Source organism: Cupriavidus sp. USMAHM13, assembly GCF_001854285.1.
Classification (GTDB): Bacteria; Pseudomonadota; Gammaproteobacteria; order Burkholderiales; family Burkholderiaceae; genus Cupriavidus; species Cupriavidus malaysiensis.
In genome coordinates this window covers 1,759,732-1,781,809 of sequence record NZ_CP017752.1, presented here as the reverse complement: position 1 = coordinate 1,781,809, position 22,078 = coordinate 1,759,732, and the positions used below count along the sequence as shown (strand labels likewise).

18 protein-coding genes are annotated in these 22,078 nt (G+C 67.8%); 10 read left to right on the top strand and 8 right to left on the bottom strand.

Annotated elements, in window-relative coordinates:
• Nucleotides 1–244: 244 nt before the first annotated feature.
• Nucleotides 245–1,384 (bottom strand): acyl-CoA dehydrogenase family protein, encoded by a 1,140-nt coding sequence (locus BKK81_RS26140; protein ID WP_071018959.1) that lies wholly within the window; start codon nt 1,382–1,384, stop codon nt 245–247.
• Between the two features lie 52 nt (nt 1,385–1,436).
• Nucleotides 1,437–2,621 carry an acyl-CoA dehydrogenase family protein gene (locus BKK81_RS26135; RefSeq protein WP_071018957.1) on the bottom strand — a complete coding sequence of 395 codons (1,185 nt, stop codon included), beginning with the start codon at nt 2,619–2,621 and terminating at the stop codon, nt 1,437–1,439.
• A 520-nt stretch (nt 2,622–3,141) separates the two neighbouring features.
• Between BKK81_RS26135 and BKK81_RS26130 the strand changes: the two genes are divergently transcribed.
• From BKK81_RS26130 to BKK81_RS37115, 7 genes are all read left to right on the top strand, one after another.
• On the top strand, nt 3,142–4,128 hold the full coding sequence (locus tag BKK81_RS26130) for an alpha/beta fold hydrolase (RefSeq protein ID WP_083384453.1): 987 nt from the start codon (nt 3,142–3,144) through the stop codon (nt 4,126–4,128).
• A gap of 14 nt (nt 4,129–4,142) precedes the next feature.
• Nucleotides 4,143–4,931 carry an alpha/beta fold hydrolase gene (locus tag BKK81_RS26125; protein ID WP_071018955.1) on the top strand — a complete coding sequence of 263 codons (789 nt, stop codon included), beginning with the start codon at nt 4,143–4,145 and terminating at the stop codon, nt 4,929–4,931.
• Nucleotides 4,928–6,268 (top strand): MFS transporter, encoded by a 1,341-nt coding sequence (locus tag BKK81_RS26120; RefSeq protein WP_071018954.1) that lies wholly within the window; start codon nt 4,928–4,930, stop codon nt 6,266–6,268. The genes BKK81_RS26125 and BKK81_RS26120 overlap by 4 nt, the downstream gene beginning before the upstream one ends.
• 72 nt (nt 6,269–6,340) lie before the next feature.
• Nucleotides 6,341–7,543: an acetyl-CoA C-acyltransferase gene (locus BKK81_RS26115; protein ID WP_071018952.1), complete on the top strand. Its 1,203-nt coding sequence runs from the start codon at nt 6,341–6,343 to the stop codon at nt 7,541–7,543.
• 55 nt (nt 7,544–7,598) lie between these two features.
• Nucleotides 7,599–9,680, top strand: coding sequence for a 3-hydroxyacyl-CoA dehydrogenase NAD-binding domain-containing protein (locus BKK81_RS26110; RefSeq protein ID WP_071018950.1), 2,082 nt, complete (start codon nt 7,599–7,601; stop codon nt 9,678–9,680).
• Between the two features lie 435 nt (nt 9,681–10,115).
• Nucleotides 10,116–12,146, top strand: a complete 2,031-nt coding sequence (locus BKK81_RS26105; protein WP_071018948.1) for an alkaline phosphatase D family protein — start codon at nt 10,116–10,118, stop codon at nt 12,144–12,146.
• Between the two features lie 178 nt (nt 12,147–12,324).
• The gene (locus BKK81_RS37115) at nt 12,325–12,528 is read left to right on the top strand and encodes a DUF2188 domain-containing protein (protein WP_083384452.1); all 204 of its coding nucleotides are present in this window, start codon (nt 12,325–12,327) and stop codon (nt 12,526–12,528) included.
• A gap of 167 nt (nt 12,529–12,695) precedes the next feature.
• On the opposite strand, the gene BKK81_RS26100 is transcribed toward BKK81_RS37115, so the two are convergent.
• From BKK81_RS26100 to BKK81_RS26075, 6 genes are all read right to left on the bottom strand, one after another.
• Complete coding sequence (locus tag BKK81_RS26100; RefSeq protein ID WP_156811449.1) at nt 12,696–13,010, bottom strand: hypothetical protein; 315 nt, start codon at nt 13,008–13,010, stop codon at nt 12,696–12,698.
• Nucleotides 13,011–13,139: 129 nt separating this feature from the next.
• Nucleotides 13,140–13,445: a hypothetical protein gene (locus BKK81_RS26095; protein ID WP_231908088.1), complete on the bottom strand. Its 306-nt coding sequence runs from the start codon at nt 13,443–13,445 to the stop codon at nt 13,140–13,142.
• Nucleotides 13,446–13,656: 211 nt separating this feature from the next.
• Nucleotides 13,657–13,878, bottom strand: a complete 222-nt coding sequence (locus tag BKK81_RS26090; RefSeq protein ID WP_071018944.1) for a DUF2188 domain-containing protein — start codon at nt 13,876–13,878, stop codon at nt 13,657–13,659.
• Between the two features lie 437 nt (nt 13,879–14,315).
• Nucleotides 14,316–14,615 carry a hypothetical protein gene (locus BKK81_RS26085; protein WP_231908086.1) on the bottom strand — a complete coding sequence of 100 codons (300 nt, stop codon included), beginning with the start codon at nt 14,613–14,615 and terminating at the stop codon, nt 14,316–14,318.
• 112 nt (nt 14,616–14,727) lie between these two features.
• Entirely contained in the window at nt 14,728–15,471 is a 744-nt protein-coding gene (phbB, locus tag BKK81_RS26080; RefSeq protein WP_071022357.1) for an acetoacetyl-CoA reductase, read from the bottom strand.
• A gap of 178 nt (nt 15,472–15,649) precedes the next feature.
• Nucleotides 15,650–16,222: a phasin family protein gene (locus BKK81_RS26075; RefSeq protein WP_197523984.1), complete on the bottom strand. Its 573-nt coding sequence runs from the start codon at nt 16,220–16,222 to the stop codon at nt 15,650–15,652.
• A 211-nt stretch (nt 16,223–16,433) separates the two neighbouring features.
• Here BKK81_RS26075 and BKK81_RS35670 point away from each other — a divergent pair, with 211 nt between their 5' ends.
• The 3 genes from BKK81_RS35670 (at nt 16,434) to BKK81_RS26060 (ending at nt 21,807) form a co-directional block, all read left to right on the top strand.
• Nucleotides 16,434–16,724 carry a hypothetical protein gene (locus BKK81_RS35670; protein WP_156811448.1) on the top strand — a complete coding sequence of 97 codons (291 nt, stop codon included), beginning with the start codon at nt 16,434–16,436 and terminating at the stop codon, nt 16,722–16,724.
• Nucleotides 16,725–17,050: 326 nt separating this feature from the next.
• Nucleotides 17,051–17,731, top strand: coding sequence for a recombinase family protein (locus BKK81_RS26065; RefSeq protein WP_083384765.1), 681 nt, complete (start codon nt 17,051–17,053; stop codon nt 17,729–17,731).
• A gap of 29 nt (nt 17,732–17,760) precedes the next feature.
• A complete protein-coding gene (locus BKK81_RS26060; RefSeq protein ID WP_071018938.1) occupies nt 17,761–21,807 on the top strand; it encodes a CheR family methyltransferase in 4,047 nt (1,348 codons plus the stop codon).
• The last annotated feature ends 271 nt before the right edge of the window (nt 21,808–22,078 follow it).

Sequence of the window (22,078 nt, the reverse complement as noted above, 5' to 3'; positions counted from 1 at the left end):
CCCGAATGTCCTAGTGGTTTACCTTGGAAGCAGCGCGGCAACGCAGCGCATGCATGCGCTGCGCGTCGTCGGCATGGCGGGCGCACCGCACGCACCGATGCGGTGGTGCGCCAAGGACGAAGGATGCGGGCAGGAAAGGCATGCCGGGACACGGCGGCCCCGGCACGATGCAGCGCGGCAACGCGCCGCGCTGCAGCCGATCGGCTGCCGATCGATTGCCGATCGGTTGCCGATCGGAAGGAGCTCAGTAGCCGCGCAACGCCGCCCAGCGATCGGCATGGTAGTTGGCGTCGCCCAGCAGCACCTGCAGCGTGCGTGCGCGTTTCATGAAGAAGCCGATCTCGAAGGCGTCGGTCATGCCGATGCCGCCATGCATCTGCACGCCCTCCTGCACCGCCAGCGTGGCCGTGGTGCCGGCGCGCGCCTTGGCCGCGGCCACCAGCGCGCGCGGCGGCTCGGCATCCTCGTCCAGGCGCTGCTGGGTACGCAGCACCAGCGCGCGCGTGATCTCCAGGTCGGTGAACAGCTGCGCGGCGCGGTGCTGCAGCGCCTGGAACTCGCCGATCAGCTTGCCGAACTGGGGGCGCTCCTTCAGGTACTGCAAGGTCCGCGCGAAGGCCTCGTCGCCGACACCGAGCAGCTCCGAGGCCAGCGCCGCGCGCGCCAGGTCGAGCACCTCGCCGAGCGGCGCCGCGCCCTGGTCCACGCCGCCCAGCACGGCCTCCGCCGGCACCCGCACCCCGGCGAAGCGGATGCGCGCCGCATTGGTGGCGTCGGCCATCACGGTGCGCTCGACCTCCACGCCGGCGGCATCGCGCGGCACCAGGAACAGCGTGATGCCCTGCGCGTCGTCATCCGCGCCGGCCGTGCGCGCCACCACGATCAGGGTGTCGGCCACATGCCCGTCGACCACGAAGACCTTGCAGCCGTCGAGCACATAGCCGCCTTCGCCGGCGCTGGCGCGCAGCGACTGGCGCTCCGGCCGGTGGCTGCCGTGCTCGTCGATGGCGAGCGCGGTCAGGTGCCGCCCCTGCGCGATCGCCGGCAGCAGCCGCTCTTTCTGTGCCGCGCTGCCGAGGCGCGCCAGCAAGGCGGCGCCGACCAGCGCGGTGGAAAAGAAAGGCGATGGCGCCAGCGTGCGCCCGATCGCTTCCATGATGACGCCGGCCTCGACCGCGCCGAGGCCGCTGCCGCCGTACTGCTCGGGGACCAGCACGCCGGCGAAGCCGAGCTCGGCGAAGCCCGCCCACAGCTCGCGCGAGAAGCCCGTGGCGTCGCGCGCGTCGCGCAGCTTGCGCAGCGCGGCGATCGGCGCGCGCTCCTTCAGGAAGGCCAGCGCGCTGTCGCGCAGCATCTCCTGCGTTTCATTCAAGACGATTGCCATATGCGTTCCGATGTGCGTTCCGATGTGCGTTCCGATGCGGAGAGCCGGCGCTTCAGGCGCCGGGCAGGCCGAGCAGCCGCTTGGCGACGATATTGAGCTGGACCTCGCTGGTACCGCCCTCGATGGAGTTGGCCTTGCTGCGCAGCCAGGCCCGCGCGGCGGCACCCTCCTGGCTGCGCTCGCTTTCCCATTCCAGCGCGTCGCTGCCGCCGACGGCCATCAGCAGCTCGTGGCGGCGCTTGTTGAGTTCCGCGCCGTAGTACTTGAGCACCGACGAGAAGGCGGCGATGCCCTCGCCCTGGCGGGCCAGGTCCACCGCCCGCTCGCCGGCGCAGGCGAAGGCCGCCTCGTCGATCTCGAAGGCAGCGAGCTGGGCGCGCAGCACCGGCGCATCGAGCGCGCCGCGCGCGTCCACGCCGAGCGTCTCGGCGGCCAGCTGACCGAGCGGCTTGCGCGCGCCACGCCCGCCGATCGCGCTGATCATCTCGCGCTCGTGGGTCAGCAGGTACTTGGCGATCTCCCAGCCGCCGTTGGCTTCGCCGAGCAGATTGGCGCGCGGCACCTTGACGTCGTCGAAGAAGGTCTCGCAGAACGGCGACTTGCCCGAGATCAGCACGATCGGGCGGGTCGAGACCCCGGGCGTCTCCATGTCGAACAGCAGGAAGCTGATGCCGGTGTGCTTCTGCGCGGCGGCATCGGTACGCACCAGGCAGAAGATCCAGTCGGCCTTGTCGGCGTACGAGGTCCAGACCTTCTGGCCGTTGACCACGAAGTGGTCGTCGCGCTCCTCGGCGCGCGTCTGCAGCGCGGCCAGGTCGGAACCGGCATTGGGCTCCGAGTAGCCCTGGCACCAGCGGATCTCGCCGCGCGCGATGCGCGGCAGGTGCTCGCGCTTCTGCGCCTCGGTGCCGTACTTGAGCAGCGCCGGGCCCAGCATCGAGATGCCGAAGCTCTGCAGCGGCACGCGGCAGCCCAGCTCGGCCATCTGCTGGCGCAGCACCTTGGCCTGGGCGCGCGACAGGCCGCCGCCGCCGTAGGCCTGCGGCCACTCCGGCACGGTCCAGCCGCGCTCGGCCATGCGCGCCAGCCACTGGCGCTGTGCCTCGGACTGGAAGCGGAAGCGGCGCCCGCCCCAGCAGATGTCCTCTTCGCTGCGCATCGGTTGCCGCATCTCGGGCGGGCAATTGGCTTCCAGCCAGGCGCGCGTCGCCTGGCGGAAGGAATCGAGGTCTTCCACGCTTGTCTCCTGTCTTGTCCTGCGCTGCCTTGGCCGGCAGCCGGCGGCCACGCTCCGGCCCCGGATCCTTCTTTTTCGAAAACTCGGTATCGAGGGCACCGGCCTGTCGCGTTATACAAGCCGGCACTCGGCAGCGTCAATACCGCGCCGGCGCCCGGCTTGACGGCCCCAAAGCCCTTGGCGGCAGCCGGCGGCGCCCAGCCGATGCCAAGCAGGGAAAGGCGCATGACGAGAATTCATGAAGGCCAGAGGCAGGCGGCATGGCCGGCCGCCGGCCGCGCCATGCGCCGCCGGCGCGGAGCCGCGCCGCCTGCGCAGGACGAGCCGGCAAGCGGCCCTGCAGGCACCGCAGGTGCACAGCGGCCGCGCCGCCCGGCCCGCGCGATGCAGTGCAATGTGATAGCATCGCCCGACAACATACCCGGTTTCCTAAGATGGCAGCCCAGGGCCGCCCGCGCGGCGGTTTTGCACTGCAGTACGACAGAGAAGACAGGGAAGCCGGACAAGAGGAGGAGAGACAGTGAAGGCCGAAGCCACCAGCACGGCTTGCAGCGCCGGGAACGCCGGCGGCGCGGAGCACGCGACCGCGCCGGCGCGCCCGGCCGACCGCCCCACCTATCCCGGCGCGCGGGCGCCGGACCGCCGCCGCAGCGTGGATGCCGGTGGCATCGGCCTCGCCGTCTACGAATGGGGCGCGCCTGACGCCACGCCCATCCTGCTGGTCCATGGCGCCCTCGACTTCGCCCGCACCTTCGACGGCTTCGCGCCGCTGCTGGCCGATGCCGGCTACCGCGTGGTCTCCTACGACCACCGCGGCCACGGCGATTCCGAGCATGCCGACCTGTACAGCTGGCTGGCCGACGAGCGCGACATGCTGGCGGTGGCCGATTCGATCACGCCCGAGCCCTGCATCGCCATCGGCCACAGCAAGGGCGGCTCGCTGCTGGTGCATGCCATCCAGGCCCTGCCGCACCGCTTCAGCCGTTTCGTCGCCATCGACGGCCTGCCCTTCCGCCGCCCCCAGACGGACAGCAGCACGCGCGAGAAGAAGACCATGAACGCCGAGTTCATCGTGCGCTGGCTGGATGCGCGCCGCACCTGCGGCGAGCGCGAGCGCAAGCCCGGCACGCTGGACGACCTGGCACGGCGGCGCGCGCGCATGAATCCGCGCCTGTCGCACGACTGGCTGCGCTACATCGCCTCGCACGGCGCGCGCCAGGATGCCGACGGCTGGCGCTGGAAGCTGGACCCCGCCATCGGCATGTCGGGCTTCGGCCCGATGCGCGCGCGCTGGGTGCTGGAGCGCCTGCCCGGCTTCCCGGTGCCGATGCTCGCCATCTTCGGCACGGAAAAGGAGCCGATGGGATGGGACGCCGGCGCGGACGACCTCGCGCCCTATTTCCCGCCATCGGCGCAGGTCCACGTGCTGCCCGACACCGGCCACTTCATCCACGTCGAGCGGCCGCGCGAAACCGCCGAGCGGATCCTGCCGTTCCTGCAACCGTGACGTCCAGCCCAGCGATGACCGCCCTGCCCCCACGCGCCGCCACGCCTCCCCTGCTGCTGCGCCACCACCGCCTGCACCTCGCCCTGCATACGCTCAAGCCCGGCCCCGGTCCGGCCCTGCTGCTGCTGCACGGCCTCGGCGAGGCCTCGCCCGGCGCGCTGCCGCCCGGGTACGCCGCCTGGCCCGGCGCCGTCCACGCACTGGACTTCACCGGACACGGAAAGTCCGACCTGCCGCGCGGCGGCGGCTACAGCTGCGAACACCTGATGGCCGACGCCGACATCGCACTGGCCCACCTGGGCAGCGCCACCCTGGCCGGGCGCGGCCTCGGCGGCTACGTCGGCCTGATGCTGGCCGGCGCGCGGCCGGCCCTGGTGCGCGGCGTCCTGGTACTCGACGGTCCCGGCCTGGCCGGCGGCGTGGCCGTCGACAGCAACCCGCACATCCCCGTGGTCGACACGGCGCGGCGCGGCGCCCCCGACCCCTACGCCATCGCCGACCTCGCCACCGAGATGCGCCCGCCGCGCTATGCCGTCAACTACGCCCGGCTGGCGGCACAACATGCGGCCCAGCAATCCGCACAGCAAGCCGCACCGGTACCGCCGCTGGCGGTCTGCTGCCGCGAGCATCCCGAATGGCTGCTTGCCGTGATGGCCGAACTCGGGCTGGCACCGACACCGCTGACCGAGGCGCTCGCCACCTATGCCGCCCACGCTGCGCAGGCCGTGCCGCCGACAGCGCCGGGTAGCGCTGGCGGCGCTGGCGGCGCTGGCGGCGCGGGCGGTGCGGGAGCGCGCGCATGAGCGCCAAGCTGGATGCCAGCGCCCTGCCCGGCACCGCCGCCCACGCGGAACAGGCCGAGCACGGCTTCCTGGCCCATGTGCAGCAGCACCTGCCGCGCAACGCACGCGCCTTCCTGGTCCACGGCATGCTGGGCATGACCGGCTTCCGCCTGGTCACCGCCCCCACCTTCGTGCCGGCCTACATCTACCTGCTGTCCGGCTCCAAGCTGGTGGTCGGCTGCGTGCTGTCGGCCCAGTATGCCGGCATGGCGCTGTCCTCGATCTGGGGCGCGACGCAGATCGAGCACCGGCAGCGCGTGATGCCGCTGATCTACCTGGTCGGCTGGATGGTACGCCTGCAGATCCTCGGGCTGGCGCTGTCGGCCTTCCTGCTGTCGGGCTTCCCGGCGCTGGCGGCGGCGGCCGCCTTCCTGCTGCTGTTCGGCCTGTTCAACGGCGTGCAGAACGTCACCTTCAACTACCTGACCTCGAAGATCATCCCGCTGGCCCGGCGTGGCGCGCTGACCGCGCGCCGCAACTTCCTCGGCGGCCTGACCGCCGCCGCGGTGGCCTGGCTCGGCGGCGAACTGCTGGTCGGCCGCAATGTGTTCGGCAACGGCTACGCCACCACCTTCCTGTGCGCGTTCATCCTGACCAGCCTGGGCATTTCGGCGCTGACGCGCATGCGCGAACCCGCGCTGCATGACGTGCATGCTCCCTCCGGCTTCGGCAAGCGGCTGCGCGAGCTGCCCGCCCTGCTGCGCCAGGACCCGGACTACGTGCGCTTCTTCCTGGCGCGCGCGCTGGTGGCCCTCAGCATGATGGCGGTGCCCTTCTACGCCATCTACGTCGGCACCCATATCCCGCTTTCGGGCGCCACCCTGGGCTACCTCAGCCTGGCCTACCTGATGGCCCAGACCACCAGCAACCTGGCCTGGGGCTGGCTGGCCGACCGGCGCGGCTACCGCGTGGTGTTCCTCGCCAGCATCGGCCTGTGGGCCGCCGCCACCGCCGCGCTGCTGCTGTGCGAGGCGCGCTGGGCCTTCCTGCTGGTGTTCTGCGGGCTGGGCGCCGGCTTCGGCGGCTACTTCCTCGCCTCGGACAATTTCGCGCTGGAATTCGGCCGGCGCAAGGACCGCCCGATGCTGCTCGCGGTGTCGGATACCGCGACCTACTCGATGATGGCGCTCGGCCCTGTGCTGGGCGGCCTGCTGGCGCAGCGCGCCGGGCTGCCGGCGGTGTTCCTGCTCGCCATCACCGTGCTGGGCGCGGCCTTCATGCTGGCGCGCCGGGTACGCGATCCGCGCCGGCGCGGGCAACCGCCCGGCGGCGACGGCGGCCTGCCGCGCGCGGCCTGACCTTCCCTCAGCTTCCCCCCAGAATCCCTGCACGCAGGCGCGGCAGGGCCGACCTCAGCAAGGAGACCACCCATGCGTGAAGCCGTCATCGTTTCGACCGCGCGCACCCCGATCGGCAAGGCGCACCGCGGCGCCTTCAACAACACGCAGGCGCAGGAGCTGGGCGCGCACGCCATCGCCCATGCGGTGCAGCGCGCCGGCATCGACCCTGCCCTGATCGAGGATGTGATCCTCGGCTGTGCCGTGCAGCAAGGCACCACCGGCGGCAACGTGGCGCGCCAGGCGCTGCTGCGCGCCGGCCTGCCGCAGACCATCGCCGGCATGTCGCTCGACCGCCAGTGCGCCTCCGGCCTGATGGCCATCGCCACCGCCGCCAAGCAGATCATCGTCGACGGCATGCAGGTGGCCGTGGGCGGCGGCCTCGAATCGATCTCCCTGGTGCAGAACGACAAGATCAACCGCTACCGCAGCCAGGATCCGCGGCTGGTGGAACAATTGCCCCAGATCTACATGACCATGCTGGAGACCGCCGAGATCGTGGCGCAACGCTACGGCGTCAGCCGCGAGGCGCAGGACGCCTACGCGCTGCAGTCGCAGCAGCGCACCGCCGCGGCCCAGCAAGCCGGGCGCCTCGACGCGGAGATCGTGCCGATCAGCACCACCATGCTGGTCACCGACAAGGCCACCGGCGCCGTCAGCGAGCAGCCGGTCACGCTGTCGCGCGACGAAGGCAACCGCCCGTCCACCACGCTGGCCGACCTGCAGGGCCTGAAGCCGGTCTTCAAGAACGGCCAGCGCGTGGCCGAGGGTGCCTACATCACCGCCGGCAATGCCTCGCAGCTCTCCGACGGCGCCTCGGCCATGGTGCTGATGGAGGCCAAGGAGGCCGAGCGCCGCGGCCTGCAGCCGCTCGGCGCCTACCGCGGCATGGCGGTGGCCGGCTGCGATCCGGACGAGATGGGCATCGGCCCGGTGTTCGCCATTCCCAAGCTGCTCAAGCAGCACGGCCTGAGCATCGGCGACATCGGCCTGTGGGAGCTGAACGAAGCCTTCGCCAGCCAGGTACTGCATTGCCGCGATACGCTCGGCATTCCCGACGAGCGCCTCAACGTCTCGGGCGGCGCGATCTCCATCGGCCATCCCTACGGCATGTCGGGCGCCCGCATGGCGGGCCACGTGCTGCTCGAAGGCAAGCGCCGCGGCGCCAGGTTCGGCGTGGTGACGATGTGCGTCGGCGGCGGCATGGGTGCCGCCGGCCTGTTCGAGATCTTCTGATCCCCGCCACATCCGTCCGCCAAGGCATCCGGCCACGACATCCAGGAGACAACGCATGACCGCCATCAACCCCGTCACCACCCTCGAGATCGAAGACGGCATCGCCGTGCTCACGCTCGATTCCCCGCCCGTCAACGCCCTCTCGGCCACGGTCCGCGCCGGCATCCGCGACGGCGTCGCGCAAGCCAGCGCCGACCCCGCCGTGCAGGGCATCGTGCTGATCTGCGCCGGCAAGACCTTCATCGCCGGCGCCGACATCACCGAGTTCGGCAAGCCCCCGGTCGGCCCGGCCCTGCAGGAAGTGCAGGCGCTGATCGAAGACGCGCCCAAGCCCGTGGTCGCCGCCATCCACGGCACCGCGCTGGGCGGCGGCCTGGAAGTGGCGCTGGTGTGCCACTACCGCGTGGCCACGCGCTCGGCCAAGTGCGGCCTGCCCGAGGTCAAGCTCGGCCTGCTGCCGGGCGCGGGCGGCACGCAGCGCCTGCCCCGCATCGTCGGTGCGGCGCGCGCGCAGGAGATGGTCACCTCGGGTGAGCACGTGCCGGCAGCGGCCGCCGCCGAAATGGGCCTGGTCGACGCCCTCACCGACGACGCCTCGCTGCGCGCCGACGCCATCGCCTTCACGCGCAAGGTGATCGCCGAAGGCCGCCCGCTGCGCAAGGTGCGCGACCTCAACGAGAAGGTGGAAGCCGCGCGCGGCCAGCCCGAACTGTTCGCCGAGTTCCGCCGCGCCAACGCGCGCCGCTTCCGCGGCTTCGACGCGCCCGAGTACAACATCCGCTGCATCGAGGCAGCGGTCAACCTGCCCTTCGACCAGGGCCTGGCCACCGAGCGCAAGCTGTTCCTGGAACTGATGCAGGGCACCCAGTCGGCCGCCCAGCGCTACTACTTCTTCGCCTCGCGCCAGGTGTGGAACCTGCCCGACGTGCCGGCCGACACGCCGCTGATCCCGGTCAAGCGCGTCGGCATCATCGGCGCCGGCACCATGGGCGGCGGCATCGCCATGAACTTCCTCAACGCGGGCATCCCGGTCACCATCGTCGAGACCGCGCAGCCCGCGCTCGAACGCGGCGTGCGCACCATCCGCGCCAACTACGACAACACCGCCAGGAAGGGCCGCCTGAGCGCCGCCGCCGTCGAGCAGCGCATGGCCCTGCTCACGCCCACGCTGGACCTGGCGCAGCTCGCCGACGCCGACCTGGTGATCGAGGCTGTGTTCGAAGACATGGCGGTCAAGAAGGAAGTGTTCGGCAAGCTCGACAAGATCGCCAAGCCGGGCGCCATCCTCGCCACCAACACCTCCGCGCTCGACGTCAATGAGATCGCCGCCTCCACCTCGCGCCCGGAGTCGGTGATCGGCCTGCACTTCTTCTCGCCGGCCAACGTGATGAAGCTGCTGGAAGTGGTGCGCGGCGACCAGACCTCCAAGCCGGTGATCCGCACCTCGATGGAACTGGCGCGCAAGATCGGCAAGATCGCCGCGCTGGTAGGCGTGTGCCCCGGCTTCGTCGGCAACCGCATGCTGGCCCAGCGCCAGCGCGAGGCGCAGAAGCTGGTGCTGGAAGGCGCCCTGCCCTGGGACGTGGACCGCGTGCTGTACCAGTTCGGCTTCCCCATGGGCCCGTTCGCCATGAGCGACCTGGCCGGCCTGGACCTGGGCTGGACGCGCGAGAAATCCAGCAGCTCCACGCTGCGCGAGATCCTGTGCGAGATGGATCGCCGCGGCCAGAAGACCGGCGCCGGCTACTACGACTACGACGAAAAGCGCAACGCCAAGCCCTCGCCGGTGGTGGAACAGATCATCCGCGACTTCGCCGCCCGGCAGGGCAAGAGCAGCCGCACCGTATCGGACCAGGAAATCCTGGAGCGCTGCATCTACCCGATGATCAATGAAGGCGCCAGGATCCTGCAGGAAGGCAAGGCCATCCGCGCCTCCGACATCGACGTGGTGTGGGTCAACGGCTACGGCTGGCCGGTCTACCGCGGCGGCCCGATGTGCTACGCCGACACCATCGGCCTGGACAAGGTGCTGGCCACGATGAAGCGCTTCGAGGCAGAGCTGGGCGCGGACTTCAAGCCGGCCGGATTGCTGGAGGACCTGGTGGCGCAGGGCAAGCGGTTTGCGGACTTGAAGTAAGGCGGCACACTCCCTCGCGCCTCCCCAAGGCGCGAGGGAAGGCCCGTCGCGCCTTGCCTCGTGCCGTTCGGCACGGTAGAGCAGGCCGCGTCCTGATGATCCGCAGGACCCGATCCCCGCATCCATCTGCCAGCCACACAGGCGGCTTCGCCCGACATTGCGCCGCGATCGGTACGCCGCGATCAGCGCGGCCCGATCCATGCGCCTGGGTTCTCCACGGCGTATCGGGTAGCAGGGCTTCCCTCTGTCCTCCTCCTTCCCCGCTCGATCCGGAAGACCGCCATCCTGCATGCCGCACCGGCTTTCAGCCATGTCCCGGCGACCGGACAGGCAGACATCTATGCGTCATGAAGCGCACAGACAATCCATGCGGCACCGCCGCGTCCGGGTGACGCGGCGGCCTGCGCCACCCGATCACGACAGAAGGGAAACACCATGGATCGCCGCCGGTTCCTCCAGTGGGGAAGCTTCCTCACGGTCTCCGTCGCCACCACCGGCCTTGCCGGCTGCGGTAGCGATGACGCGCCAGCCACGCCGGGCAGCCCGGCCGCGCCCGATGCCACGACGGACGGCACCGCCCCTTTCGCCTTCGCGCAGGGCGTGGCATCCGGCGATCCGAAGCCGGACAGCATCGTGCTGTGGACCCGGGTCGGCGGCGCCGACGGCAAGCAGGCCGTGCCCGTGACCTTGCAGGTGTCCGCCACCGCCGACTTCGCCGCCCTGCTGGTCAATACGAAGCTGAGCGCCCTGCCCGACTGGGACTACACGGTGCGCAACAAGGTCACCGGGCTGGCCGCGGCCACCACCTACTATTACCGCTTCGTCGCCGGCAACGTCGCCAGCCCGGTCGGCCGCACGCGCACCGCACCCGCACCCGGCACGCCGCTGGCGCAGCTCAAGTTCGCCTTCATCACCTGCCAGGACTGGAGCGTCAACCACTGGGCCGGCATGGAGGAACTGGCGGCGCAGGACCTGGACTTCGTCATCCACCTGGGCGACTACATCTACGAAACGGTGGGCGCCGCCTTCCAGACCGGCAAGGTTGAGTCGCGCCACGGCCAGCTCAAGCTGCCCGACGGCACCGCGCGCGCGGACGGCGCGCGCTATGCGACCACGGTCGGCGACTACCGCTACCTCTACCGCTCCTACCGCAGCGACGCACGCCTGCAGGCACTGCATGCGCGCTTCCCGGTGATCGCGATCTGGGACGACCACGAGTTCTCCGACGACTGCTGGCAGGACCACCAGGTCTACAGCGCGGACGACGACCAGACCCCGCGCACCGCGCGCCGGCGCGGCGCCAGCCAGGCCTGGTTCGAGTACATGCCGGCAGACGTCAGCATCGACCTCGCCAACCCGTCCTTCCGCAATATCCAGATCTATCGCGCCTTCACCTTCGGCCAGCTGGCCACGCTGGTGATGACCGACGAGCGCCTCTACCGCGCCGACCACGTGATCCCGGAGCAGGCCGCCGGCAGCGAGATCGGCAGCCGCTACTTCGTGCCCAAGGCCACGCTGTCCGCCCTGGAGGCCCGCAAGATCAACGCCGCGGGCAACGCGCTGACGCCGGTGTCGCTGCTTGGCGACACGCAGCGCGCCTGGTGGCAGGAGCAGATGCGCGCTGCCGCCACCACCTGGAAGCTGTGGGGTAACGAGGTGTCGCTGCTGCGCATGCAGCTCGATGGCGTGCAGGCCGTGGCCGGCATGGTGGCCGCTGCGCTGGCCGGCGCCAACGCCGCGCTGGCGCCGCTGCAGCCGGCCATGACAGCGGCGCTGGCCGCCGACCTCGCGGCGGCCAAGGCGGACGGCAGCTATCCGCATCCCGCCTACGCCGCGCTCAAGGCCGTGCTGGCCGGCGCCGGCATCGACGGCGCCACCTTCGACGCGGCCCTGCGGGGACAGATCGACGCGCAGTTGCCGAACGCGGCGCTGCTCGACCAGTACCTCCTCAACGCCGACCAGTGGGATGGCTACAACGCCGAGCGCAAGTCGCTGATGGCCTTCCTGAAGGCGCAGGGCATCGCCAACGTGGTGGCGCTGACCGGCGACATCCACGCCATCTTCGCCGGCCCGGTGATGGACGACTACGATGCCGCCACGCCGGCACCGGTCATGGTCGACCTGGTCACCGCGGGGCTGTCGAGCAACTCCTTCCACAGCTACTTCAAGAGCGTGGTCGACAGCGACCCTGCCTTCTCCGCCGCCAGGGCCCTGGTCTACACCATGCAGAACGGCGCCATGGTCAACACCTTCAACAGCACCTTGAAGGCCTTCAACCCCTGGCTCAAGCTGGTCGATACCGATGCCCAGGGCTACGCCGTGGTCACCCTCACCACCACCAGGTTGAGCTGCACCTTCCACAAGCTCAAGCCACTGGTGGCGGGCAGCGCGCCGGCGCTGCCCGCCACCGCCAGCACATTGACGGTGGAGGTGCAAGCCGGCACAGCGGGGGTCAATGTCGTCTGACGAGCGGGGCAGCCGCTACGCTTGCCTGCACGCCCGCTCACGCTGCCGTTATTGCCTTGCCATCGGCATCCGATGGCAAGGATCCTCCATGAGTCCTAGAATGGAAAAACGACTCCACGAATTGCAGAGGAAGGAGTATTGCCAAGACAACATGGCCGACTGATGTTTCAACGAATCTATGAGTATCTCAAACAGCAATTTTCACGTCGTTTACGACGGCACACGTTGGGCGGTTGCCATTGAAGGCGAAGGCCGGGTGAGAGTGGGAGTCACTTATGCCCGCGCATTGGCCATTGCTACGTCACTGGCGACGCTAAGAGGTGCACTGCTCTATATACACAATGAAGACGGCACGGTGGCACAGAGGGTCAGCTTCTGCTGAACGCACCTGAAGGCACCTGAAGGCGCGACATCAGCGACCTGTCGCATCGCGCACGCGTGACTTGCCTTCACCCGCCGGCCGCAAGCCTCGTCACCGACTCCGGCACTGAGAAGAAAAGCCGCTCGCTGGCGGCCTTTCCGCTTTGAACGCGATGAGGATCTCGACCGCTATGCGGTTCTCGACACATCCCTCATGACGAGAGCGTTAACGAGGATCCTCAGCGCGTCGATATCCAATTCGCCGGATTGCATTGGCAGGCGGAAAAGCCGCAATCTCGGAAAGATGGTAGCCGCCACTTCATCGCACCGATCGAAAGTCTCGAACGGACCGAATTCCCACTTGACCGTGCCGAAGACTTCCACCAGGCGATTGCCACCAGTCAGCAGTGGATACGTTGCAATGAAATGCTCATGGAATTGTCTCATCGCTCCTCCTGATGCCTCGCATTCAAATTGCCCCCGTAGTTCATCTGCCGATTTCATCTTCAATCTTCATATTCCACCATAGCGATACCATCATCCGGAACCATTGAGCTTTACACCCTGTTGCACAGCCTGAAACTCGACTCGTTTCAATACTGCGCAAGAAAAAGAGTGCGCGATGCCCCGGCGCTATGGCCGGGCGCTCAACGCCGCAATGTCATCGCGGGCTTTCTTTTCGCCGTAACCCAGCGCCGCATCAGCGCTTCCGAAATAGTCGACGCCATCGATAAGATCGTATGAATGCACCTTAAGGAAATCCGCCCTGACCGGGTTGCCGTCGGTACGTGCGATGGAGTAGCGGACCACATAGCCCGATCGAAGGGGATCGTCGCCGTGGTCAGCCTCGATCGATACCTCATAGTCGCCAATCGTGATATGTCTCTGCATGTTCGCCTCCGCGTTGCGCGGCCTGGCACCTCGATCGCCAGCGAGCATTGCTTTCTCCGCCCGCGCGCAGGACGATGGCGCCGGGGACGATGAAAAGGATGGCGCGGTGCGATGTACCGCGGCTGCCCGCCTGGCAGTTGCAGAAAGCGAGCGGATTCCGCCACGGGCGCCCCGCGGGCTCCAAGGCGGGCCCGCCCGCGTCGGGTTCGGGGAAGGACGATCGGTAAAGCACGCGTGCCACCGGCGGGAACGGGAAGCGCTAGCCGGCGATGACGGCACGCCTCGCCAGTTCAAGCTCGGTCCGTTGATCGCCGACGCCGTAGATCACCAGAAGACCGGCTTGCTCCAAGGCCTTCTGCACACCGGCAGCTATCGCTTCCGCGCGTGACAGAAAGTAGAAGCGCTCACGTTCGAAGCTGTCGGATTGCACGGTCCATCGTCCGTCTTCAGCGAGCGTTACTCGAATAGTCGCGGTTGTCATGATCGCCTTCGATTTGGTGCCTGCGTATGTAATCTTTGTAGGCGAGCACGAATCGAAGCAGTATCAGACAATCTCCTACAGTGTTGCGTATGACCGCACAAGAGAAAAGACGGCAGGTCCGGTTGCCGTCTCGCTGACAGATGAGCCGATTCTCCGCACTTTTCGGTGCGTCCGCGTCCGGACCGGACCGGCTGGATCAGCGACCCGCGGAAATGCGGGCCGAGCGAAAAAATAACGAGCCCCCGGTCAGAGTTGGCCGGGGAACTCGATTCCCTGCCAAGTCCCCGTTCTTTCTCCCTCGTTACGCTCGGATTTTAGCCAATCCACCGAAGAAATGCGGGTTGTTCCCCTCGGCAAGGCTGTCCGGAATCCGCCCATTCCTTGCGGTCAGGGCCGGCAAGGAATGGCGGGTCGCCCGGCACCGCGGCACCGGATCATCAGGCAGCAAACGGCGTGATCGGCACGACCGGTACCGTCTCCAATCCTGCGGCACATGCTGGCGGCCGAAGTCCCGCAGAGGCGCAGGCCCGGCGCCGGTCGCTCACGCTTTCCACCCCGCTCTCCTGCACGGTGTCCAGGAAAGCCACCAGGTCTCGGTAGTAGTCGGCCTGCATGCGGGCATGCAAGAGGTGCTGCTCGGCTTGCAGCAACATCCGCCGCGCCTCCTGCAACTCCCTGGCCGCGGTCCTTTGCGGGCTCCTCGGCTTGAACCAGCTCGTCACCGAATCCATCGACATCCCCTCCTCGTTCCGCTTGCCCATGCAGCATCCCCGCGGACCGCACCCGGCGCGCGGCGTATGCCGCAGGCACGGCACAGCCTGCTTCAGGCCCTCACGTGCCCGCGGCTGGTCACTGCATGTGCTGGCCGCCGTTGATGGCGATGTTGGCACCGGTGACAAAGCCCGCTTCGCGTGAGCACAGGTACTGGACCAGTGCCGCGATCTCCTCCGGCTGCCCCAGCCGGCCGACCGGGATCTGGGGGATGATCCTGGTCTCCAGGATCTCCGCCGGTACCGCCGTGACCATCCTGGTAGCGATATAGCCCGGGGAAACCGTGTTGACGGTGACCCCGCGCTTGGCCACTTCGAGTGCCAGCGCCTTGGTGAAGCCGTGCATGCCCGCCTTGGCGGCCGCATAGTTGGCCTGGCCGAAGCCCCCCTTCGATCCGATGATGGAGGCGATATTGATGATGCGCCCCCAGCCACGCTCGACCATGCCGTCGCATACCTGCTTGGTCATATTGAAGAGCGAGTCGAGATCGGTACGCAGCACGGCATCCCAATCGATCTTGTTCAGCTTCTTGAAGCTGCTGTCGCGTGTGATACCGGCATTGTTGATCAGGATATCCACGCCCCCCACTTCGGCCCGGATCCTTGCCACGCACGCTTCGCAAGAAGCGTAATCGGCCACGTCCACGCCGTACGCGATGAAGTGCCGGCCGTCCTCGGCCATTCTCGCCAGCCAGGCACCCGCACCATCATTGCCTGGCGAGTGCGTGACCACCACGATGTAACCGGCATCCAGCAGCCTGACGCTGATGGCTTCGCCGATGCCTCCCATGCCACCTGTTACCAAGGCGATCTGCTTGCTCATGATCGGTTCTCTCTTGATCTGTTCCGATGGTTGCTGCGCTTGCGCTGCTTCTCCCGCAGACAGCGCGGCGGGCGCCAGGTCGAGCACCGGCGCCCGCAAGGCCGGCGTCGCCGCCGCGACGGCAACGGAGGCCCTTCCTGTCGGCCTCCCGTGGCGACCGCGCCTGTCGCAAGCCGTGTCAGCGCTTTGCCTCAGAACGCGCGGATTCTGCATTGGCCTTGCGCGCGGCGCTCGAGGCTGTCGCGGCCGCGTCGATCACCTGGTGCTCGGCCAACTCGATGGCGTGCTGGGTGGCCTGCTGCATGGAGTCATAGAAGGCAGCCGTGGAGGCCAAGGTGGATTGCCAGGCGTTCCAAGTGCCATCGGTTCCGCTCGGCGCACCTTGGCTGGCCTTCTCCAGGGCCTGCTGCATGTTGCGCAGATTGGAATCGAACTGGGCTTGCGCGACCTTCTGGTATTCCGCACGGGTACCGGCGGCGATCTCGCACACACGTTGCACGTAGTTCCGCATTCTTTCCGTCGTGGGCTCGACCAGGCTCAGTTGCAGCGCGAAGAGTTCCGGCGCGTCCTTGACGGCGGAGGCCCTGAGCACATGCTTCTGGCTTTCCGACAGGCTTTCCCGGAACGTCTGCACGCCAAGCGCCGTGAGTTGCTGGCAGGCGTCCAGGGTCTTTGTGGTCAGGCCGAAGGCGATATCGAAGCTGGCGGCTTGCATGGCCTTCAGCGGTTCCAGATTCAATGCTTGCATCATGCGCTCCTGTGTATGCTCCCGACGTACGGATGTGGCAGGGCCTCCTGCCGCTCTCGTGCCGGGATGCGTGGGGTGATTCGGGAAACTGCAGGGATGCCAGGTCATTCGCACGCGCCGCGCGCGGCTCCCGGCCAGGCCGGTCTGGCGCCGCCTTCTAGCCCGTTCTCGTGCCGGCTTCGTGCGGCTGCCTGGACGCCGGCGCTGACGCGCCTTGCCAGACCGGCTCGACGGTCGCCATCATCGGCAACGTCGATCGATTCAGCTCCGCGGCGACACCGAGCACCTGATCCTGGCAGACGTCGACGACGTCGATGACCAGGCTTTCCGCTCCGCGCACGGCATCCACATGAGCCGAAACGCCACCTATCTTGTCGGCTTAGCGCGCCAGGCCCTGCCAGATGGCCACGACGTGCAGGGCGCCGCCCTTCGATTGCACGGTCAATCGTTGCGTGATGTTCATAAGGGCTCTGTGGAAGGATTGGGAGGGAGATTCAGCGTGTGATCCGCGCCCTCTCCACGGGAAGAACCAGCCTAATGAACTTTCGTGCAAAGAAACACCACGACCGCCTGTTCTGAATCGGCACCTTGCGGACACCCTTGGCTTGCTTGAGTCAGCGGCCGCGAATCGCCAGACACAGACGAATAGCGAGCGCGACAGCCGCACCGGGGTGCTTCGCTGGTGACGTTCAGAGCCGCAACGGCCCCGCCGAAGTGGCGCCAGATCCGCACTGCAAGTCCTTCGGCGAGCGACCCGGCGCGGCTCGACTACTGCAGAGCTGTCCTAAAGTGTAGAATTTCGGACACTGAAGCGGATTCCGGATGGCACTCATGCGGTCGACGTTCATCTATTCGAATAGCGCACCGGACATGGATGCCATCGAGCACCAGTTGTCGGCAGCCGACCGCGCAGGCTATACCGTCGACCTGAGGCGTGCCTTCTGGGAGTGCGTGCCGCCCTTGGTAAGCGCGCTCGAACGCCCCCAGCTGCGCGCTCTCATGCAGCGCCTCGCCAACGGGGACGTGGTCGTGGTCATGCAGTTGTCCTGCCTCGGGCGCAGCGTCCAGGATGTGCTCGCGACCATCATGAGATTCCGCAAGCTCGGCGTCGGGCTGTACTGCGTGGAGCTGGGCCGCGCGGATCTGGCCCGCAGATCGCCCCCGATGGCCGTCACGCTGCTGCGCGCCATTGCCGCGATCGACGAGGCGACGCGCAGCGAGCGCATGCGCGCGAGCGCCGCCGAGGCCAAGGCCAACGGCAAGCAGCTGGGGCGGCGGCCCTCGCTCGGGAAGGCGGAGCGCAATGGGATCCTGCAGTCGCTGTCGGATGGAGCTTCGGTCAGCGAGGTGGCCCGGTTCTTCGGCACATCCCGGCAGACAGTGCTGCGCATCCGGACCGCCCATGCCGAACAGAACGGCCCGCTCAGCCCGTTGAAGCCGGCTGGCGGTGCGCCGCCCGACAACCTGGAAACCGAATCCCCGCCGCTCGCAGACAGGCCTGGGCGGGCATGACCGTCAACACTCTCCTTCCTCACGTCCCCATGGCTCCGTCCATTGCATCAGGGCTGTTCAGCAAGCTCAAGTTTCCGATCATCGGCCTCGGCGCTTCGGCGGGAGGCACTGAAGCCTTGCTCAGCTTCTTTGAAGAGATGCCTGCCGACAATGGCATGGCCTTTGTCATTGTCCTGCACCTCGCACCGGAGCAGTCCAGCCATCTTGCCGGCATCCTCCAGAACGTCACCGCGATGCCGGTGCAGCAGGTCACCACCACGACCGCGATCGAGAAGAACCACGTCTACGTCATCGCGCCGTCGTCCGACCTGCAGATGGTCGACGACTACCTGCAGGTCCGCAAGGCCGCGGCGCACGCCGGCCCGCAAGTCGCGATCGACCTGTTCTTCCGCACGCTCGCCGAATCGCAACGCGAGCGCGCCATCGGCATCATCCTGTCCGGCGTTGGCAGCGACGGCTCGGTGGGCCTGGCGCACGTCAAGGAAATGGGAGGCGTGACCCTAGCGCAGAGTCCGGACGATGCAAAGTTCGACGGCATGCCCAATAGTGCCATCGCGACAGGCAAGGTCGATATCGTGCTGCCCGCGGCGGAAATGCCGCAGCGCCTGATCGAGTTGCGCGACAACGCGCGCCTGATCCGGCTGCCGTCGGCGACCGAACTCGACCAGGAGAGCCAGTCGAGCGACACCCCTCTCGACCAGCAGGATGGAGAAAAAGCGCTGCAGGAAATCATGCTCATGCTGCGCACGCGCACCTCTCACGATTTCCGGCGCTACAAGCGGGCCACAGTCCTCAGGCGGCTCGAGCGGCGCCTGCAGGTCAACGGCATCCGCGACCTGGGCGCCTATCGCGAATTCCTGCAGCTGCATCCCGAGGAAACGCGCCTGCTGCTGGATGACATGCTGATCAGCGTCACGCACTTCTTCCGCGACAAAGACGCTTTCGAAGCCTTGCAGCGCGAGGTGATGCCGGCCCTGTTCGCCAATCGGGACGAAGACGGGGAGCGCGTGCGCGTGTGGGCGCCCGGGGTTGCCACCGGGGAAGAGGCCTACTCGCTGGCCACGCTTCTGGAAGAGGCTTCCGGCTCGAGCCATGTCGTACCGCCGTTCCAGTTGTTTGCCACCGACATCGATGAAAAGGCGATCACCGCGGCACGGGCCGGGGTCTATCCGGAAACCATCGTCAGCGATGTCTCAGCGGAGCGGCTCCGGCAGTTCTTCACCAAGGACCAGTCGCACTTCCGCGTCAAGAAGAAGCTGCGCGAGCGCGTGCTGTTCGCCCTGCACAATGTGCCGAGCGATCCGCCATTCTCCCGGCTGGACCTGGTGTGCTGCCGCAACCTGATGATCTACCTCGACAGGGAGGCGCAGACGGAAGTCCTGCGCACTTTCCACTTTTCGCTGCGTCCCGGCGGCTACCTGTTCCTCGGCAGTTCGGAGTCGGCCGATATCGCCTCCAAGTACTTCAGCTTGGTCGACAAGAAGCATCGAATCTACCGGGCCAGCACCGCGGCCCGCGTGGGCGGGGTATCGCCGGCGCTCGCGAGCGACATGCCCGGCCCGCGGCCGATTGCCGCTACCGTCGAGACCCCGGGCAAGCGCAAATCCTCGTATGGCGACCTGCATCAGCGCCTGCTCGAGCAGTTTGCGCCGCCCAGCGTGCTGATCAACCGCGATTCGGAGATCGTGCACCTGTCGGACCGGGCGGGCCGATTCCTGCACTATGCCGGCGACGAACCATCGCACAATGTCATCTCGGTGGTGCATCCGGCGCTGCGGCTTGAAATACGTACGGCGATATTCCAGGCCCTGCAGGGCAACAGCAGCGTGGAATCGCGGCGCGTCCGCCTGGTGCGCGACGATCGCCCCTATTTCGTCAAGATGACGGTGCGCCCGGTGCATGACCCCGATGCATCCGATGACTTCCTGCTGGTGCTCTTCGACGAGGTCGAGGACACCATGGATGCGGAGAACAGCGCCCAGGGCGAAGGCAGCCGGGATCCCCTGGTGGCACAGCTCGAGCGCGAATTGCAGCGCACGCGCGACCAGCTGCAGGTGACCATCGAACAGTCGGAAACGTCCACGGAGGAGTTGACCGCATCGAACGAGGAGCTGCAGGCGATCAACGAAGAGTTGCGCTCGGCCACGGAAGAGCTCGAGACCAGCAAGGAGGAACTGCAGTCGATCAATGAGGAGCTGGTCACCGTCAATGCCGAACTGAAATCCAAGGTGGACGAGACCGCGAAGATCAACGACGACCTGCAGAACCTGATCACGGCCAACGACATCGGCACCATCTTCGTCGACCGGACCATGCGCATCAAGCGCTTCACCCCGCGCGCTGCCGACGTGTTCAGCATCATCCCGTCCGACGTCGGCCGCCCCCTCTTCGACATCACCCATCGGCTCGAATACGACGGACTCGCCGCCGATACGGCGAAGGCATTCGGTTCCCTGCGCCTGATCGAGCGCGAAGTGCGAAGCACGCATGGGCACTGGTATATCGCGCGCTTCATGCCATATCGGACCACGGAGGACCGCATCGACGGTGCAGTGCTGACCTTCATCGATATCACTGCGCGACGCGAAGCCGAGGAACGCCTGCACGAGGGCGAGCGGCGCATGCGCATCGTGGCGGAGAGCACGAAGGAGTACGCCATCATCACCATTGACGAGAGCGGGCTGGTGATGACCTGGAACACCGGCGCAGTGCGCATGTTCGGCTTCGAGGAAAGCGAGATCGTCGGGCAGCCGTTCGAACTGCTCTACCCGCCCGACGAGCGCGAGCACGGTGTGGCGGGCGAAGAACTGCGCAGGGCACGCGAGGAAGGACGTGTGGAGGAAGATCGATGGCACATACGGAAGGACGGCTCGCGCGTGTATTGCACCGGCGTCCTGATGCGTCTGAACGAGGATGGCCTGCGCGGCTTCGCCAAGATCGCCCGCGAGGTCAATGTCGACGAAGCCGAGCGCAAGCGCGACGAGTTCCTCGCGGCGGTATCGCACAAGCTCAAGAGCCCGCTCAACCTGATCTATGCCAACGCGGAATTGCTGGCACGCTCCCCCGAGGCACACCGGAGCCTGCAAGTGTCCCGTGCCGCCGACACGATCCGGCGCAGCGCCATCAGCCAGGCACGGCTGATCGATGACTTGCTGGATGTGTCGCGCCTGCGCACGGGGGAGTTGACCATCCACTACGCGGCGGTGGACTGGCGCGAGATCGTCGAGCGCATCTGCCTGGCCTTGGACGAGGAAGCGCGCAGCAAGGGCATCAAGCTCTCGCCGCACCTGCCGGAGAATCCGGTGATCATCCAGGCCGACCTGCCCCGCATGGAGCAAGTGGTATGGAACCTGGTCGCCAACGCGCTGCAGTCGCCGGGTGCCGGCCGGGTGAACGTTACGCTGGCGGACGATGGCGAAGCGGCGACGCTGCAGATCGAAGACGATGGCAGCGGCATCGAAGCGGAGCTGTTGCCGCACGTGTTCGACATGGTCGAACGCGGCCGCCCGTCGCTGGGCCGCGACGACAGGCTTGGGATCGGGCTCTACCTGGTCAAGGAACTGGTCGGCCTGCACGGCGGCTCGATCACGGTCGAATCCACCGGCATGGCATCCGGCGCCCGCTTTACGGTCGCCTTGCCATTGCGCCGCGACAATGCCAGGGAGACCGACGAGGGACGGTTCGAGGCCAAGCCATTGAAGGCAGTGCACGTCCTCATGGTGGATGAGGACACGTCGACCAACGATGCGTTCCAGGCGCTGCTCAGCACCGAAGGCGCACAGGTGACCTGCACGGACAGCAGCGAAGAGGCCATCCGGATAGTGGAAGACCAGGCCATCGATGTCGTGCTGTCCGGCTTGAACCTGGGCGGGCCGGAGCGCCTCGCTTTCCTTGCGGCCCTGCGCGCCAAGCCTGAGAACGCCCACCTGCCTGTCATCGCGCTCAGCGCCGTGGTGCAGCGCGGCGGCATGCAAGGCGCCATGCAGAATGGCTACTCCGCCTACCTGACCAAGCCGATCGTACTCGATGAACTGATGGCGGCAATCGCACGCGTACGCTCTCCCAGGGACGAATAGCCCTCCTTGATCGGGCCAAGGCGCGGTGGCAGCCGGGATGGCGGCCGCCGCGCCGGAAGCCCCGCATGCCCGACACGGACCGCAGCAAGCCGCTCCCGCGGCCGGTCACCACGCCGCGGGATCGATCCATCGATCCGTCGAGGCGCATAGCCCCCCTCCCCGCCGAGGCGCCCACCCGCAGCCGCACGGTGCCGCATGGCGTTCTTCTCCCATGCGGATCCGCGAAAGTAGGACGCGCCCCGACGGCGCGATGCCTGCCGACCCGCTACAA

Coding starts and splice junctions, on each gene's coding strand:
- BKK81_RS26140 (WP_071018959.1), bottom strand. CDS start 1,384: ATGGCAATCGTCTTGAATGAAACGCAGGAGATGCTGCGCGACAGCGCG.
- BKK81_RS26125 (WP_071018955.1), top strand. CDS start 4,143: ATGACCGCCCTGCCCCCACGCGCCGCCACGCCTCCCCTGCTGCTGCGC.
- BKK81_RS26120 (WP_071018954.1), top strand. CDS start 4,928: ATGAGCGCCAAGCTGGATGCCAGCGCCCTGCCCGGCACCGCCGCCCAC.
- BKK81_RS26115 (WP_071018952.1), top strand. CDS start 6,341: ATGCGTGAAGCCGTCATCGTTTCGACCGCGCGCACCCCGATCGGCAAG.
- BKK81_RS26110 (WP_071018950.1), top strand. CDS start 7,599: ATGACCGCCATCAACCCCGTCACCACCCTCGAGATCGAAGACGGCATC.
- BKK81_RS26105 (WP_071018948.1), top strand. CDS start 10,116: ATGGATCGCCGCCGGTTCCTCCAGTGGGGAAGCTTCCTCACGGTCTCC.
- BKK81_RS37115 (WP_083384452.1), top strand. CDS start 12,325: ATGAGTATCTCAAACAGCAATTTTCACGTCGTTTACGACGGCACACGT.
- BKK81_RS26100 (WP_156811449.1), bottom strand. CDS start 13,010: ATGAAATCGGCAGATGAACTACGGGGGCAATTTGAATGCGAGGCATCA.
- BKK81_RS26095 (WP_231908088.1), bottom strand. CDS start 13,445: ATGCTCGCTGGCGATCGAGGTGCCAGGCCGCGCAACGCGGAGGCGAAC.
- BKK81_RS26090 (WP_071018944.1), bottom strand. CDS start 13,878: ATGACAACCGCGACTATTCGAGTAACGCTCGCTGAAGACGGACGATGG.
- BKK81_RS26085 (WP_231908086.1), bottom strand. CDS start 14,615: ATGTCGATGGATTCGGTGACGAGCTGGTTCAAGCCGAGGAGCCCGCAA.
- phbB (WP_071022357.1), bottom strand. CDS start 15,471: ATGAGCAAGCAGATCGCCTTGGTAACAGGTGGCATGGGAGGCATCGGC.
- BKK81_RS26075 (WP_197523984.1), bottom strand. CDS start 16,222: ATGATGCAAGCATTGAATCTGGAACCGCTGAAGGCCATGCAAGCCGCC.
- BKK81_RS26065 (WP_083384765.1), top strand. CDS start 17,051: ATGCGGTCGACGTTCATCTATTCGAATAGCGCACCGGACATGGATGCC.
- BKK81_RS26060 (WP_071018938.1), top strand. CDS start 17,761: ATGGCTCCGTCCATTGCATCAGGGCTGTTCAGCAAGCTCAAGTTTCCG.